Raw genomic sequence first — 15,114 nt, forward strand, 5'->3', positions numbered from 1 at the left:
TCTCTTGATGAATGGTGATGCGGCGCGTCAATGCGCGGGCTGGTCGGCGTTGCCGGGTTTGATCCTGAACCAGATCGAATACATCGCCGGCAGGAACACCAGCGTGAGGATCGTCCCCGCGAAAGTGCCGCCGATCAGCGTGTACGCCAGCGCGCCCCAGAACACCGAGTGCGTCAGCGGAATGAACGCGAGGATCGCCGCCAGCGCCGTCAGGATCACGGGCCGCGCACGCTGCACGGTCGCCTCGACCACCGCATGGAAGGGATCGAGCCCCTCCTGCTGGTTGTGGTGGATCTGCCCGAGCAGGATCAGCGTGTTGCGCATCAGGATGCCCGACAGCGCGATGAGCCCCACGAGCGCATTGATGCCGAAGGGCTGCTGGAACAGCAGCAAGGTCGGCACCACGCCGATCAGCCCGAGCGGGCTCGTGAGGAACACCATGACCATCGCCGAGATCGAGCGCACCTGGAAGATGATGATGAGCAGCGTGGCCGCCAGCATGATGGGGAAGAGCGGCAGCATCGCTGCGGTTGCCTTTTCCGATTCCTCGATCGAGCCGGCCTCGGCGATGCGGTAGCCGGCCGGCAGCTTCTGCACCAGGGGTTGCAGCTTCGCGGTGATCGCGTTCGATACGTCGGGCGGCTGCAGCCCCTCGGCGATGTCGCCCTGCACCGTGATCGTGGGCATGCGGTCGCGCCGCCGCATCACGGGTTCTTCCATGCGCACCTCGACCTCGCCGACCTGCGACAGCGGAATGCGCTGGCCGCCGGCACCGGCGAGCGTGAAGTCCGCGAGCTTGGCGGGATCGAGCCGGGTGCTGCCGGCCGAACGGGCCACCACCTGCACGGTGCGGATGTCCTCGCGCACGGTGGTCACCGGCGCGCCGCTCAGGAGGAACTGCAGTTGCTGCGCCACCGCGCTGGAGCTCAGCCCGACGGCCTGCAGGCGGTCCTGCTTCAGGGTGAAGTGCAGCGTGGGCGTGCGGGTGCCCCAGTCGGTGCTGACGGTGCGCATCATCGGGCTGGCATCCATCACCTGCCGCACCTCGGCCGCGATCCGGCGCAGCTCGTTCGCATCGGGTCCGCTGACGCGGTAGGCCACGGGGAACGGCGAGTACGGCCCGAACACCAGCTGCGTCACGCGCACCCGCGCCTCGGACGCGAGGCCATCGGCAATAGCCTGGCGCAGGCGGTGCTTCAGTGCCTCGCGCTCCTCCTGGCTGGCCGTGCGCACCACGATCTTGGCGAACGAGGGGTCGGGCAGTTCCGGCCCCATCGCGAAAAAGAAGCGGGGCGCGCCCTGCCCGATGTACGACGTGACGATCTGCGCCTCGGGCTGCGTGGACAGCCAGGTCTCGACCTTGGCCGTGGCATCGCTGGTCTGCGTGATCGAACTGCCGTAGGGCATCTGCACTTCGACCAGCACCTCGGGACGGTCGGAGATCGGGAAGAACTGCTTCTTGACCACGCCCATGCCGAGGATGGCCGCCACGAAGAGCCCGACGACCGCGCCCGCCACCAGCCACTTGCGCGCGATGACGCGCGCCAGCACGCCGCGCAGCCGGTTGTAGCGCGGCGTGCCGTAGATCGCGGCATGGCCGCCTTCGATCTTCTTGAAGTTCGGCAGCAGCTTGACGCCCAGGTAAGGCGTGAACACCACCGCGACCACCCAGGACGCGATCAGCGCAATGCCGACGATCCAGAACATGTTGCTCGTGTACTCGCCCGCGGTCGACGGCGCAAAGCCGTTGGGCATGAAGCCGACGGCAGTGACCAGCGTGCCCGAGAGCATCGGCGCCGCCGTGTGGCTCCAGGCGTAGGCGGACGCGGCCACATGGCTGTAGCCCTCCTCGATCTTCACCACCATCATCTCGATGGCGATGATGGCGTCGTCCACCAGGAGGCCGAGCGCGAGGATCAGCGAGCCGAGCGTGATGCGGTCGAAGTTCTTGCCGGTCGCGGCCATCACCACGAAGACCACGGCCAGCGTCAGCGGCACCGCGGCGGCCACCACGAGGCCCGCACGCCAGCCCATGCTGAGGAAGCTCACGAGCATCACGACCAGCAGCGCCGCAAAGAACTTGACCATGAACTCGTCGACCGACGCGCTGATGTTCACCGACTGGTCCGTGACCTTGGTGAGGCGGAGGCCCAGCGGCAGCTCGGCGTTGATGGCTTGAGCTTCCACCTCCAGCGCCTTGCCCAGGTCGAGCCCGTTCCAGCCCTCGCGCATCACGACGCCGATCAGCAAGGCAGGCTCGCCGCCGTTGCGGATCATGAAGGTGGCCGGGTCTTCGTAGCCGCGCCTGACCGTGGCCACGTCCGACAGCTTCAGGGTGCGGCCCTGCGCAACCAGGGGCGTGTCGCGGATCTTCTGCAGCGTGTCGAATGCGCCGTCCAGCCGGATGAACACCTGCGGGCCGCGGGTTTCCACAGAGCCGGCCGGGCTCAGCGCGTTCTGGCCGTTGAGCGCGGCGAACACGTCCTGCGGCCCGATGCCCAGGGTGGCCAGCCGGTCGTGCGCGAACTCGACGTAGATGCGCTCCGACTGCTCGCCCGCGATGTTGACCTTCTTCACGCCCGGCACATGCAAGAGGCGCTGGCGCAGCGCCTCGGCGTCGCGCACCAGCACGCGCTGCGCTTCTCCCTTGGCCTTGAGCGCGAACAGCGCGAAGGTGACGTCCGCATACTCGTCGTTGATCATCGGCCCGATCACGCCGGCCGGCAGGCTGCCCGCTTCGTCGCCGACCTTCTTGCGCGCCTGGTAGAACTCTTCCTGGACCTTGGAGGGCGGCGTGCTGTCCTGCAACGTCAGCGTGGTGAACGCGAGGCCGGGCCGCGTGTAGGTTTCGGCGCGGTCGTAGTAGCGCAGCTCCTGCAGGCGCTTCTCGAGCTTCTCGGCCACCTGGTCCTGCATCTCCTGCGCGGTGGCGCCCGGCCAGGCCGTGATGATGGTCATCACCTTGATCGTGAAGGCCGGGTCTTCCGCGCGGCCGAGCTTGAAGAACGCGACCAGCCCCGCGAGCGAGATCAGGCCGATGAGAAACAGCGTGATGGATCGCTCGCGTACCGCCAGCGCCGACAGGTTGAAGCGGCCTTCGCTCATGGGCGCGCTCCGCCCGCCGCGGCGGGCGCGGCCGAGGCCGCGACACGCACCTTCTCGCCTTCGCGCAGCAGGTGCGCGCCCAGCGCGACCACCTGGTCGCCCTGCTTGAGCTGCCCGGCCACCAGCGCGCGCTCGCCATCCAGGCGCTCGACGGCCACCGGCTGCCAGCGCACCGTCGACGGATCGCCGCCGATGACCCACACGCCCGTCGCCTTGCCTGTATCGAACAAGGCGCTGATGGGCACCTGCACGCCTCCTGCACGGGCCGGCTTGCCGTCCGAGATGTCGACGGTCACCGTGGCGCCCAGCGGCGCATTGGCGAGCGCGCCTTCGAGCACGTAGCGCGCCTCGAAGGTGCGCGTGAGCCTGTCGGCCGCATCGGAGAGCTGCCTGAGCTTGACGGGCACGGCAACGTCTTCCTTGCCGAACAGCGTGGCCTGCCCGCCGGAGCCGACGGCCGGACGCAGCGTTTCGGGCAACTGCACCACGGCCTCCCTGCGCCCGGCCTGCGCCACGCGGACCACCGGCTGCCCGGCGTTGACGACTTGGCCGGGCTCGGCCAGCGTCTCGAGCACCGTGCCATCTGCGTCGGCAACGAGTTCCGAATAGCGATTCGAATTGCGCGCGACTTCCGATTGCGCTTCTGCCGCAGCGAGCTGGGCCTGCGCGGCATCCGCCGCCGCCTTGGCCTGGTCGTACGCCGAGGCGGAAATCGCGCCGGTGCCGCGCAGGTCGCGAAAGCGTGCTTCCTCGTCGCCGGCCTGCTTCGCGCGCGCCCGTGCGGCGCTCACGGCCTCCTGCTGCGCACGCGCCGCCAGCCTCAGGTCGACCGGGTCGATGCGCATGAGCAGCTGCCCGCGCTTGACCGCCTGACCTGCGTCGACCAGGCGCTCCTGCACTTTTCCGGAGACGCGAAAGCCCAGGTCGCTCTGGACCCGCGCGGCGACGGTGCCGGTGAACGAGCGCGATGCCGGCCCGGCGGCCTGGACCGTGGCGGCGCGCACCAGCGGCGTCTGGGTGCGTGGATCGGGCGGGGCCTTGTCGTCGCAGGCGGCCAGCGCGAACGGCAAGGCGCAGACCAAGGCGGATGTGAGGAAGCGGCGCGTGTGCATGAGGGGCCCATTGACGAATCGATCAGAGCCCGATTCTGATAACAGTGACCAATTTAGTCAATAGTCACTGGGAACTTATTCGGCTAAGGCGACAAGCTGCGCAGCACCAGGCCCGACAGCTGGGCCGGCGCCTGCTCCGTGTAACTGGAGCTGAGCTGCAGGATCACGGGGTTGACGTAGGGGTGCATGACCAGGTAGATGGCCGCCGCCGTCTCGTCGATCGGCGTCTTGCGCTCGAAGTCGCCGGACTCGCGCCCCTGCTTCAGCAGCTCGAGCAGCATCTGCCGGATGCACTCTTCATGGGCGATGGCCGACGGCCAGCGCTCGCTGGCGGCCGAGATGGCGATCTCGTAGAGCTTGCGGTCCTGGAAGAACAGCCGAAGGCCCGAATCCACGATGGCCTTGAACATGCGGCGCAGCTTCTCGGGCGGGCTGCCGGCCCCGTCGACCGCGGCGCGGATCTCCAGCTGGATCTCGCGCAGGCAGTTCGCGCAGATCATTTCGCCGATCGCCTGCTTGGACTCGAAGAACTTGTAGATGTAGGCCTTGGAGAAGCCGATGGCCTTGGCCAGGTCGGAAACCGTGGTCTTCTCGTAGCCGTACTGGCTGAAGTGCTCGGTGGCCGCCACGACGATCTGCGCGCGCACGTCGTGGTCGGCCGGCCCCCGCGCGGCCGGCGGGGAAGAGGTTGCGTTGTTCATGCCGGGAGCTTAGCGCCTGGACAAACAAACAACAACAAGTGACCAAATTGAATTATAGTCACTCACTTCTTTTGCTTTTTTCGCCCGTCGCCCGGAGCACTCCCATGTCCCCACGCACGCTTGCCCTGCCCCTGCTGTTCAGCCTCCTCGCAGGCTGCGCCGTGGGGCCCGACTATGTCCGGCCGGCCCCGGCCCTGCCCGACCGCTTCATGGGCGAGGCGGCGCTCGGCCAGCGATCGGCCACCGCCAACGCCGAGCTCGCGGCATGGTGGACCGGCTTCGGCGATGCGCAGCTGGCCGGCTATGTCGAACAGGCGTTGAAGCAGAACCTCGATCTTGCGCAGGCCGCCGCGCGCGTGTCGCAGGCCCGGGCCGGGCTCGGTGCGGCGAATGCGGCGCTGCTGCCTTCGGGCAATCTGGGCGCGCAAGCGGCCAGGGCCTACCAGTCGGTGGAAACGCCGCTGGGCCAGGTGCTGAACGCGCAGCCGGGTTTCGACCGCTACGGTAGCGCCTACGAAGCGAACCTCGGCGCCAGCTGGGAGCTGGACATCTTCGGCGGGCTGCGCCGGGGACGCGAGGCCGCGCTGGCCGACTACCAGGCCTCGGAAGCCGGCGCGGCCGCCACGCGCCTGGCCGTGGCCGCGCAGACCGCCGACATCTACATCACGCTCCGCGGCCTGCAGGCCCGCCTGGACATTGCGCGCCGGCAGGTCGCCACGCAGCAGGACCTGCTCGCGAAGATCGGCCTGCTCCACGGCAAGGGGCTGGCCACCGAGCTCCAACTGCACCAGGCCGAGGGCGCACTGGCGCAGGTTCGGGCGTCGGTGCCGGCGCTCGAGGCCGGCGAGTCCGCGGCCATGAACGCGCTCGACGTGATGCTGGGCACAGCGCCGGGCGCGCACCGCGCCGAACTGGCGGCGGCCGCGGCCATTCCCGTTGCGCCCGGCATCGGCGCCACCGGCTCGCCCGCCGAGTTGCTGCGCCGCCGGCCCGACCTGATCGCCGCCGAGCGGCGCCTGGCGGCATCGAACGCACGCATCGGCGTGGCCGTGGCCGAGTACTACCCGAAGCTGTCGCTCGCGGGAACCATCGGCAGCGCCACGTCGGTGGCCAGCGGCAACCTGTTCACCGGCGGCGCGAGCCAGGCCGCGGCCCTGCTCGGGCTGCGCTGGCGGCTGTTCGACTTCGCGCGCATCGATGCGCAGATCGAGCTCGCCAAGGGGCAGGACGCGGAGCTGCTCGCGGCCTACCGGCTCGCCGCGCTGCGTGCCACCGAAGACGTGGAGAACGCCTTCTCGGCCCTGGTCAAGCGCGAAGAGCAGGCCGCGCTGCTCGCGCAGGGTGAGGCCTCATTGGGCCGTGCGCGGGGCGCGTCGTTCGCGGCCTACCAGCGCGGCGTGGTCAGCCTGATCGAAGTGCTGCAGGCCGACGAGAGCATGCTGCGCGTGGCCGATGCCAGGGCGCAGGCGCAGACGGAATCGGCACGCGCGGCGGTCGGTGCATTCAAGGCGCTGGGCGGCGGCTGGCAGGCCGAGCCCATCCGGGCGGCGGCCATCGAACCGCGTCGGGATTGACCACCGCGTTCATTCGGCCGCCGCCGACATGATCGTCAAGCATTGGCCGACGAGCGCATGCAAGGCACCGACCTGCCGGCTCCCGATCAACCGGTGCACCTTGGCCTGTGCCAGGCTCCAGCGAGGCCGGCCCTCGGCACACTTGCCGCGGCCCGCAGCGGTGATGCACACACTGCGGGTGCGTCCGTCCAACCCGGGCCCAAGATCGACCCATCCCGCCGCGATCAGCGGCTTGAGATTGCGCGTCAGCGTCGAGGGAGAGAGCGACATGCGCTCGGCCAGGTCGCAGGGGCGCACCGGCCCATGTGCGAGGATTTCCACCAGCAGCCGGTACTGCGTGGCCCTGAGACCGATGGCGCCCAGTTCCGCGTCGTAGTGCTGCCTGACGAGGCGGGCGAGCTGATGCGCCGTGGTGTAGGTGCAGGCCGGCCGCTCGGGGCCGGCGGCATCGGCCGCCTGCGCCTGCGGTGCGGGAAGCGTTGGCATCAGCGCAGGTGCTGCAGTGGCGCGCCGGGGCAGCATCGGCTGCGGCCGTCAGGAGGCCTTGGATGGCTTCGCGGGCGCCGCGTCCAGCGCGTGCGTCTGGTCGATGAAGCGCCGGCTCGAGGCCAGGATTTCCTTGCGCGTGCGCTCGGATTCGACCGCGCGGGACAGCACCAGCGCGCCCACGCACTGGGCAATCAGCGCCCATGCGGCGTCGGGGTCGCCGATGCGCGAGCTCCAGCTTTTCTGCAGGCGCTTCAGGCCTTCTTCGACCGAGGCACGCACCTCGGGCCCGGCCCTGGCGATCTCGGGTCCCAGTGCCGGCAGCACGCAGCCGGTTTCCGGATGCAGCGCGTGGTACGAGCTCAGGTAGCTGCGCAGCCGCTTGGCGACGTGGTCGGGCGGCGAGTCGCGGTCTCCGGCCAGCATGTCGGTGCTGTTGGAGATCTCGTGTTCGAGCAGTTCGGCGAACAGCGCCTCCTTGGACGGGAAGTGTCCATAGAAGGCGCCCCCGGTCAGGCCGATGCTCGCCATCAATTCATCGACGCCGGTGGTGCCGAAGCCGCCTTTCTTGGCGATGGCGCGGGCATTCGCGAGCAGCTTCTTGCGGGTTTCCTCTTTGTGGGTGGACGGATAGCGCATGAGTGGGCCTCTGCAGATCGTGGAGGTGTTCATCATAGCATGCCACTCGTTTGATAAACGGTCGTGATTCCATTGCGCTACCTGGACTCCGCATCAAGGGTTTCCCCCTGCTGCAAACCCGCTCCAGCGTGTTGACGCTGCCGTGGGCGCAAACCTATAGTTCACTATCGTTTAACAAACGATCGTTATTTAAAGGACTGCGGACGAGGCAATGGCGATGAGGAGCTCCCGCCCGCCCTGCACCTGAACCGCGCAACCGCGGCGAGCCGCTGCGCCAACAACTTGCCTAGCCAACCCCCTGGAGTCTGACCATGAGAGAAGCCGTCATCGTTTCCACCGCACGCACGGGCATCGGCCGCGCGTTTCGCGGCGCATTGAACAACATCAAGTCGCCCACGCTGATGGGCCACGCGGTCCAGCACGCCGTGCAGCGGGCGGGCATCGATCCCGGCGAGGTGGAGGACGTGGTGATCGGCAGCGCGATGGCCGCCGGCACCGCGGGCATGAACATCGGGCGCCTCGCGGCGCTCGCGGCGGGCCTGCCGCAGTCGGTGCCGGGCCAGACGATGGACCGGCAGTGCGCCTCGGGCCTGATGGCCATCGCGACGGCGGCCAAGCAGATCATCGTCGACGGCATGGATGTGACCATGGGCGGCGGGCAGGAGAACATCTCCGCCGTGCAGAACCCCTTCGTCAAGTGGGTGGGCGAAGAGGCCGATCCGCTGCTCATCGCGCGCGTGCAGCACGCCTACATCCCGATGCTCCACACGGCCGAGATCGTCGCGAAGAAGTACGGCATCTCGCGCGAGGCGCAGGACGCGTATTCGGCCGAAGCGCAGCGCCGCACCGCGCTGGCGCAGGAGCGCCATCTGTTCGACGACGAGATCGTGCCGATCACGGCGCGCATGGCCGTGGCCGACAAGCAGACGGGCGCGATCAGCTACCGCGAGGTCACGCTCGACCGCGACGAGGGCAACCGCCCCGACACCACGCTCGAAGGCCTTGCCAGTCTCAAGCCGGTCGTCGAAGGCGGTGTCATCACGGCCGGCAACTCGAGCCAGTTGTCCGATGGCGCATCGGCCTGCGTGCTGGTGGAGCGCGCGGTTGCCGAGCGCCGCGGGCTCAAGGCGCTGGGCACGTACCGCGGCATCGCGGTGGCCGGCCTCGCGCCCGAGGAGATGGGCATCGGCCCGGTGCTGGCCGTGCCCAAGCTGCTGAAGACCCACGGGCTCAAGGTGAGCGACATCGGCCTGTGGGAACTGAACGAGGCTTTCGCCTGCCAGGTGCTGTATTCGCGCGACCGGCTGGGCATCGACCCCGAGAAGCTGAACGTCAACGGCGGCGGCATCACGATCGGCCACCCCTACGGCATGACCGGCTCGCGGCTGGTGGGACATGCGCTCATCGAGGGCAAACGGCGCGGCGCGCGCTTCGTCGTCGTGACGATGTGCGTCGGCGGCGGCATGGGTGCCGCGGGCCTGTTCGAAGTGGCCTGAGGCAAGGAGCAGCACCATGACCTACCAGATCCCGATGCGCGACATCCAGTTCGTCTTGCACGAACTGCTCCAGGTGCCGGCCATGCTGCAGGACTGCGGCCAGCCCGACCTCGACGCCGAAACCATCGACCAGGTGCTCGCCGCGGCCGGCCAGTTCGCCGCCGAGGTGATTGCGCCGCTCAACGCAGCAGGGGACGAGCACGGTTGCAGCATGCCCTCGCCGGGCGTAGTGCAGACGCCGCCGGGCTTCAAGAAGGCCTACGACGAATTCACCAAGAACGGCTGGCCCGGGCTCGCCTGCAGCCCCGAGTTCGGCGGCCAGGGCTTTCCTTCGGTCGTGGCCAACGCGGTCTACGAAGTGTTCGGCGGCGCGAACATGGCGTGGTCGTCCTATCCGGGCATGTCGCATGCCACCTACGTGAACGTGTCGGCCAACGGATCGGAGGCGCAGAAGGCGCTCTACCTGCCGAAGATCGCCTCGGGCGAGTGGGCCGGCACCATGTGCCTGACCGAGCCCAATGCGGGCACCGACCTGGGCCTGATGCGCACCCGCGCCGTGGCGCAGCCCGACGGCAGCTACCGCATCACCGGCAGCAAGATCTTCATCTCGGGCGGCGAGCAGGACCTGACCGAGAACATCATGCACCTGGTGCTCGCGCGCATGCCGGATGCGCCGCCGGGCGTGAAGGGCATCTCTCTTTTCATCGTGCCGAAGTTCATCCCCGACGCGAGCGGCGCGGCCGGCGCGCGCAATGCGGTGGTCTGCGGCTCCATCGAGCACAAGCTGGGCATCCACGGCAACTCGACCTGCACCATCAACTTCGACGGTGCGACCGGCTGGCTGCTGGGCGCGCCCCACAAGGGACTCGCGGGCATGTTCGTGCAGATGAACCACATGCGTGTGCTGGTCGGCATGATCGCCATCGGCCTGATGGAAGCGGCCTACCAGAAGGCCCTGGCCTATGGGAAGGAGCGCCTGCAGGGCCGCGCGAGCGGTGCAAGACCCTCCGGCGAAGCGGCCGATCCGATCATCGGGCACGCCGACGTGCGCCGCATGCTGCTCACGCAGAAGGCGAACATCGAGGGCGCGCGCGCCCTGGCGCTGTGGACCGCGCAGCTGAGCGATCTGCAGCGCCTTCATCCCGACCCCGCCAGGCGCAACGAGACGGCCGAACTGCTGGGCCTGCTGACCCCACTCGTGAAGGCGTTGTCCAGCGACCTCGCAGTGGAATGCACGCTGCTCGCGATGCAGGTGTTCGGCGGGCACGGCTACATCCGCGAGAACGGCGTCGAGCAGCACCTGCGCGACGTGCGCATCGTGGGCCTTTATGAGGGAACGAACGGCGTGCAGGCCATGGACCTGCTCGGGCGCAAGGTGCTGGCCGACCAGGGCCGGCAGATGGGCGCCTTCCTCGACATGGCCGGCGCATTCGCCGAGACCTGCAGCCCGCGCGAGGCGATGCGCGAATTCACGCAGCCGCTCATCGAACTGGCCGCCGAGATCAGGCAGCTCACGGGCGAGCTGGTGGCCGCGTCGGCGCAGGACCCGCATGCGGCAGGCGCGGCCGCTGCGCCCTACCTGCGCCTGGTCGGGCACCTGGCGCTTGCGTGGACCTGGGCGCGCATGGCCGAGGTGGGGTTCAAGAACGCTGGATCGAGCGACCCGATCTATGCATCGAAGATTACAACGGCCCGCTTCTATTTCCAGCGGCTGCTACCGCAGGCGGCGGGGCTCTGCCAGGAGATCCGGGCCGGGTCATCCGCATTGATGGAGCCGGCCGTCGAGCTTTTCTAGGGCAGCGCCACCGCATCGCTGCCACGGAGCCTGGCTAGGCCAGCGCAGGCTCCAGGAAACCGGCGAGCCGCTGGACGATCAGCTGCTCGGCCTCTTCCATGATGCGGTCGATCAGTTCCTGCACCGTCGGAATGTCGTTGATCAGGCCGACCACCATGCCGCAGCTCCAGGCGCCGGCATCCATCTCGCCTTCGAGCATCACGCGCGGGTAGACGCCCGCGACCTGGTCGATGATGTCCTCGAACTTGAGATCGGCGCCCTTTTCCTTCTCGATCCGGATCAGCTGCTCGACCGATGCATTGGTCAGCACGCGCTCCGTGTTGCGCAGGCCGCGCATCACCAGCCGCGTGTCCAGCTCGGTGGCCGCCACGATGGCGTCCTTCACGTTCTGGTGGATCGGCGCTTCCTGCGTGGCCACGAAGCGCGTGCCCATGTTCATGCCTTCCGCGCCCAGTGCCAGCGCCGCCACCAGGCTGCGCGCATCGGCCATGCCGCCGGAGGCGACGAACGGGATCTTCAGCTCCTCGGCCGCGCGCGGCAGCAGGATCATGTTGGGCAGGTCGTCCTCGCCCGGGTGGCCGCCGCACTCGAAACCATCCACGCTCACGGCGTCGCATCCGATCGCTTCGGCCTTCAGCGCGTGCCGCACCGAGGTGCACTTGTGGATCACCTTGATGCCCGCCTTCTTGAGCGCGGGCATGTAGGCCTCGGGACTGCGCCCTGCCGTCTCGACGATGCGAACGCCGCCTTCGGCAATGGCCGCGATGTACTCGGGGTACGGCGGCGAGGACAAGGTCGGCAGGAACGTGAGGTTCACGCCGAAGGGCTGGTCCGTCATCTCTCGGCAGCGGGCGATCTCCTTGGCCAGCAGCTCGGGCGTGCGCTGCGTGAGGCCCGTGATGAGCCCGAGTCCGCCGGCGTTGGACACGGCCGCGGCGAGCTCGGCAAAGCCGACGTAGTGCATGCCCCCCTGGATGATCGGGTGGCGGATGCCGAAGAGTTCAGTGATGCGTGTTTTCATGTGTCTTCTTTCACCAGGTTTCCATGTAGGGGCGCAGGTCCATCTCGAAGGTCCAGGCGTCCCGGGGCTGGGTGTGCAGGTACCAGTAGTTCTCCGCAATGTGCTCGGGGTTCAGGATGCCGCCCTGCTCCTTCAGCGCATAGCGTTCGGGGAAGTTGCTGCGGATGAACTCCGTGTCGATCGCGCCGTCGACCACGATGTGGGCCACGTGGATGCCGCGCGGACCGAGCTCGCGCGCCATGCTCTGGGCCAGGGCGCGCAGCGCATGCTTGGCGCCGGCAAAGGCCGCGAACTTCGCCGAGCCGCGGATGCCGGCCGTCGCGCCGGTAAAAAGAATCGTGCCGCGCCCGCGCTCGACCATCCTGCGGGCGACCTCGCGCGCATTCAGGAAGGCGCTGAAGGCGGCCATCTCCCAGATCTTCATGTACTTGCGCCCGGTCTCTTCCAGGATGCTGCTGGACACGTTGGCACCGATGTTGAACACCATCACCTCGATCGGGCCGCGCTCCTTCTCGATCTGGTCGACGAGGGCCACGACCTCCTCCTCCTTGCGCGCATCGCTGCCGTAGCCGAAGGCCTGGCCGCCGGCCGCGCGGATGCGCTCGACGGCCGGCTCCAGCTTGTCGGCCGATCGCCGCGTGAGGCACGCGACATAGCCCTCGCGGGCGAAGCGCGCGCCGATCGCGCTGCCGGTGGCGTCGCCCGCGCCGACGACGAGAGCCACGCCGCGGTGGTTGGCTGATGGGTCCATACGGTCTCCTTTAAAAAACGTTCGTTAGGTCATTGCACGTTAATCAATGAACGTTCGTTTGTCAATTGAGGGCAAGGCCCAAGGAAACCCCGTTGACGAAGGCCGCTCAATCACATAGCTTCCGTTTACCAAACGTCCGTTAACTTAAAGGAGCTTGAATGAGCAAGTCAGTCGATTTCTTCTTCGATGTCGGAAGCCCGTCGTCGTACCTGGCATGGACGCAGCTGCCTGCCCTGTGCGCAAGCCACGGCGCCGAGCTCGTCTACCGGCCGATGCTGCTGGGCGGCGTCTACCAGGCCACCGGCAACGCCTCGCCGGCCACCATTCCCGTCAAGGGCCGCTATACGCAGATGGACTACGAGCGCCATGCGCGCCGCTATGGCGTGCCGTTCCAGGGCAATCCGCACTTCCCGGTCATCACGCTGTTCCTCATGCGTGCGGTCACCGGCATTCAACTGCGCCGGCCCGAACAGCTGCAGCAGCTGCTGGGCTGCGTGTTCAAGGCGCTGTGGATCGATGCGCTCAACCTGAACGATGCGCAGCTCACGGCCCGCACGCTGGCCGAAGGCGGGTTCGACCCCGCCGAGATCGAGCGCCTGGCGCAGGACGCCGAGACCAAGGCCGCATTGAAGGCAACCACGCAAGAGGCGGTCGAGCGCGGCGTGTTCGGCGCACCCACGCTCTTCGTCGGCGACCAGATGTTCTTCGGCCAGGACCGGATGGACTTCGTTCGCGAAGCGCTGTCCTGACCAGACCCCTCAAGAAAAAAGGAGACAACGTGGATCAAAGAATCTGGCATGCGTCCTACCCGGCAGGACTGCCCCGCGACCTCGTGTACGGCGAGCACGACACCCTCGCCACCCTGTTCGAAGGTGCCTTCGCTCGCAACGCCAGCCGGCCGGCCGTGACCTGCAACGGCGAATCGCTGAGCTTCGCCGAGCTCGAACAAGCATCGGCTCGCTTTGCGGCATTCCTGCAGTCGGCAGGCCTGCAGCCCGGCGACCGCGTGGCGCTGCTGCTGCCGAACCACCTTCTCTATCCGGTTGCCCTGGCCGCGATTGCACGCGCAGGCTTCGTGGGGGTGACGATGAACCCGCTCTACACAGCCCGCGAGGTGGCCTACCAGCTGGCGGATTCCGGCGCGGTGGCGCTGGTGGTTGCCGATCCGTTCGCGGGACTCGCGGCCGAAGCCATCGAGCGGACGGAAGTGCGGCACGTCGTCACCGTGCCGATGCAGGAGCTGAGGCGGTCGCTGCTCGCGCCCGCCGGCGATCGGCCGGTGCGGGCGCGCGGCTCCGACGTGCATCTCGTCCCGCTGCACGCCGCCATCGCATCGGTGCAGGCTGCCGGCTTCAGCGCCCCACAGGTGCGCCCTTCCGACCTCGCATTCCTGCAATACACGGGCGGCACGACCGGCGTGTCGAAGGGCGCCTGCCTCACGCATCGCAACGTCCTGGTGAGTGTGCTGCAGATGCAGTCCTGGCTGCGGCTGAACCTCGAGATCCAGAACTTCGAGCTGGTCACGCCGCTGCCGCTGTACCACATCTTCCCGCTCGGCATGGCGCTGATGGCGCTGGCGAGCGGCGGACACAACCGGCTCGTCATGAATCCGCGCGACATCCAGGCGCTGTGCGCCGAATTGCGGCGAGCGCCTTTCGACGTGCTGATCGGCGTCAACACCATGTTCAACGGCATGGTGAACCTGCCCGAACTGTCGTCGGTCGATTTCTCGCGTTGCGGCATGGTCATCGGCGCCGGCGCCTCGATCCAGGCGGCGGTCGCGCGCAGGTGGGAGGCGGCCGGCGGCCCGCCGATCACCGAGGCCTACGGGCTCACGGAAACGTCGCCCAGCGCCACCTTCAATGCGCCGGGCTGCAACGGCACCATCGGCGTTCCGGTGCCCTCCACCGACGTGATGATCGTCGACGACGCGGGCGGGCCGGTGGCGCAGGGCGCGCCCGGCGAGCTGCTCATCAAGGGGCCGCAGGTGTTTGCCGGCTACTGGAAGCGCGAGGAAGAAACGCGCCTGGCATTCACCAGCGATGGCTGGTTCCGCACGGGCGATGTCGTCACCATGGATGCACAGGGGCTGATGACCATCGTCGACCGCAAGAAGGACATGATCCTGGTGTCCGGATTCAACGTGTATCCGAACGAGATCGAGGGCGTGGTCGCGCTGCATCCGGACGTGCTGGAGTGCGCCTGCGTCGGCGTACCCGACGAGCGCTCCGGCGAAGTCCCCCACCTGTTCGTCGTGCGCCGCTCGCCGGGCCTGCAGGCGGACCAGGTCGAATCGCACTGCCGCGAGCTCCTGGCGCCCTACAAGGTGCCTCGGCGCATCACCTTTCTCGAGGCACTGCCCAAATCGACCGTGGGCAAGATCCTGCGCAAGGAACTGCGGGCCCCAGCGGCGGCCTGAGGGTGTGGATGGGGC

12 protein-coding genes are annotated in these 15,114 nt (G+C 68.3%); 5 read left to right on the forward strand and 7 right to left on the reverse strand.

Features of this window, described 5'->3' with window-relative positions; all coding sequences use genetic code 11:
• Window positions 1-27: 27 nt before the first annotated feature.
• The 3 genes from AC1DMS_RS02365 to AC1DMS_RS02375 all read right to left on the reverse strand — a co-directional run bounded on the left by AC1DMS_RS02365 (window position 28) and on the right by AC1DMS_RS02375 (window position 4,918).
• Complete coding sequence (locus AC1DMS_RS02365) at window positions 28-3,105, reverse strand: efflux RND transporter permease subunit (protein WP_018904199.1); 3,078 nt, start codon at window positions 3,103-3,105, stop codon at window positions 28-30.
• Window positions 3,102-4,217, reverse strand: a complete 1,116-nt coding sequence (locus AC1DMS_RS02370) for an efflux RND transporter periplasmic adaptor subunit (protein ID WP_018904198.1) — start codon at window positions 4,215-4,217, stop codon at window positions 3,102-3,104. The genes AC1DMS_RS02365 and AC1DMS_RS02370 overlap by 4 nt, the downstream gene beginning before the upstream one ends.
• A gap of 83 nt (window positions 4,218-4,300) precedes the next feature.
• Window positions 4,301-4,918 (reverse strand): TetR/AcrR family transcriptional regulator, encoded by a 618-nt coding sequence (locus AC1DMS_RS02375; RefSeq protein WP_018904197.1) that lies wholly within the window; start codon window positions 4,916-4,918, stop codon window positions 4,301-4,303.
• Window positions 4,919-5,022: 104 nt separating this feature from the next.
• Here AC1DMS_RS02375 and AC1DMS_RS02380 point away from each other — a divergent pair, with 104 nt between their 5' ends.
• The gene (locus AC1DMS_RS02380; protein ID WP_018904196.1) at window positions 5,023-6,492 is read left to right on the forward strand and encodes an efflux transporter outer membrane subunit; all 1,470 of its coding nucleotides are present in this window, start codon (window positions 5,023-5,025) and stop codon (window positions 6,490-6,492) included.
• A 9-nt stretch (window positions 6,493-6,501) separates the two neighbouring features.
• Here AC1DMS_RS02380 and AC1DMS_RS02385 read toward each other — a convergent pair whose 3' ends face one another.
• Window positions 6,502-6,978: a MarR family winged helix-turn-helix transcriptional regulator gene (locus tag AC1DMS_RS02385; RefSeq protein ID WP_018904195.1), complete on the reverse strand. Its 477-nt coding sequence runs from the start codon at window positions 6,976-6,978 to the stop codon at window positions 6,502-6,504.
• 48 nt (window positions 6,979-7,026) lie between these two features.
• Window positions 7,027-7,617, reverse strand: coding sequence for a TetR/AcrR family transcriptional regulator (locus tag AC1DMS_RS02390; protein WP_012748773.1), 591 nt, complete (start codon window positions 7,615-7,617; stop codon window positions 7,027-7,029).
• Window positions 7,618-7,928: 311 nt separating this feature from the next.
• Here AC1DMS_RS02390 and AC1DMS_RS02395 point away from each other — a divergent pair, with 311 nt between their 5' ends.
• Both AC1DMS_RS02395 and AC1DMS_RS02400 read left to right on the forward strand, forming a co-directional pair.
• Window positions 7,929-9,113 (forward strand): acetyl-CoA C-acyltransferase, encoded by a 1,185-nt coding sequence (locus AC1DMS_RS02395; RefSeq protein ID WP_018904194.1) that lies wholly within the window; start codon window positions 7,929-7,931, stop codon window positions 9,111-9,113.
• A gap of 16 nt (window positions 9,114-9,129) precedes the next feature.
• Window positions 9,130-10,908, forward strand: coding sequence for an acyl-CoA dehydrogenase C-terminal domain-containing protein (locus tag AC1DMS_RS02400; RefSeq protein ID WP_018904193.1), 1,779 nt, complete (start codon window positions 9,130-9,132; stop codon window positions 10,906-10,908).
• 34 nt (window positions 10,909-10,942) lie between these two features.
• On the opposite strand, the gene AC1DMS_RS02405 is transcribed toward AC1DMS_RS02400, so the two are convergent.
• Together AC1DMS_RS02405 and AC1DMS_RS02410 are read right to left on the reverse strand one after the other, a co-directional pair.
• Window positions 10,943-11,929 (reverse strand): NAD(P)H-dependent flavin oxidoreductase, encoded by a 987-nt coding sequence (locus AC1DMS_RS02405; RefSeq protein WP_018904192.1) that lies wholly within the window; start codon window positions 11,927-11,929, stop codon window positions 10,943-10,945.
• A gap of 10 nt (window positions 11,930-11,939) precedes the next feature.
• Window positions 11,940-12,680 (reverse strand): SDR family oxidoreductase, encoded by a 741-nt coding sequence (locus tag AC1DMS_RS02410; protein ID WP_018904191.1) that lies wholly within the window; start codon window positions 12,678-12,680, stop codon window positions 11,940-11,942.
• A 158-nt stretch (window positions 12,681-12,838) separates the two neighbouring features.
• On the opposite strand from AC1DMS_RS02410, the gene AC1DMS_RS02415 reads away from it, so the two are divergent.
• On the forward strand, window positions 12,839-13,429 hold the full coding sequence (locus AC1DMS_RS02415; RefSeq protein ID WP_018904190.1) for a 2-hydroxychromene-2-carboxylate isomerase: 591 nt from the start codon (window positions 12,839-12,841) through the stop codon (window positions 13,427-13,429).
• 29 nt (window positions 13,430-13,458) lie between these two features.
• Window positions 13,459-15,099 (forward strand): AMP-binding protein, encoded by a 1,641-nt coding sequence (locus AC1DMS_RS02420; RefSeq protein ID WP_018904189.1) that lies wholly within the window; start codon window positions 13,459-13,461, stop codon window positions 15,097-15,099.
• Window positions 15,100-15,114: the final 15 nt, after the last annotated feature.

Source organism: Variovorax sp. 05T418 (genome assembly GCF_056396385.1).

Excerpts from the sequence above, each read along its gene's own strand:
- AC1DMS_RS02370 (WP_018904198.1), bottom strand. The coding sequence starts at position 4,217 with ATGCACACGCGCCGCTTCCTCACATCCGCCTTGGTCTGCGCCTTGCCG.
- AC1DMS_RS02380 (WP_018904196.1), top strand. The coding sequence starts at position 5,023 with ATGTCCCCACGCACGCTTGCCCTGCCCCTGCTGTTCAGCCTCCTCGCA.
- AC1DMS_RS02365 (WP_018904199.1), bottom strand. The coding sequence starts at position 3,105 with ATGAGCGAAGGCCGCTTCAACCTGTCGGCGCTGGCGGTACGCGAGCGA.
- AC1DMS_RS02410 (WP_018904191.1), bottom strand. The coding sequence starts at position 12,680 with ATGGACCCATCAGCCAACCACCGCGGCGTGGCTCTCGTCGTCGGCGCG.
- AC1DMS_RS02385 (WP_018904195.1), bottom strand. The coding sequence starts at position 6,978 with ATGCCAACGCTTCCCGCACCGCAGGCGCAGGCGGCCGATGCCGCCGGC.
- AC1DMS_RS02390 (WP_012748773.1), bottom strand. The coding sequence starts at position 7,617 with ATGCGCTATCCGTCCACCCACAAAGAGGAAACCCGCAAGAAGCTGCTC.
- AC1DMS_RS02395 (WP_018904194.1), top strand. The coding sequence starts at position 7,929 with ATGAGAGAAGCCGTCATCGTTTCCACCGCACGCACGGGCATCGGCCGC.
- AC1DMS_RS02405 (WP_018904192.1), bottom strand. The coding sequence starts at position 11,929 with ATGAAAACACGCATCACTGAACTCTTCGGCATCCGCCACCCGATCATC.
- AC1DMS_RS02375 (WP_018904197.1), bottom strand. The coding sequence starts at position 4,918 with ATGAACAACGCAACCTCTTCCCCGCCGGCCGCGCGGGGGCCGGCCGAC.
- AC1DMS_RS02400 (WP_018904193.1), top strand. The coding sequence starts at position 9,130 with ATGACCTACCAGATCCCGATGCGCGACATCCAGTTCGTCTTGCACGAA.
- AC1DMS_RS02415 (WP_018904190.1), top strand. The coding sequence starts at position 12,839 with ATGAGCAAGTCAGTCGATTTCTTCTTCGATGTCGGAAGCCCGTCGTCG.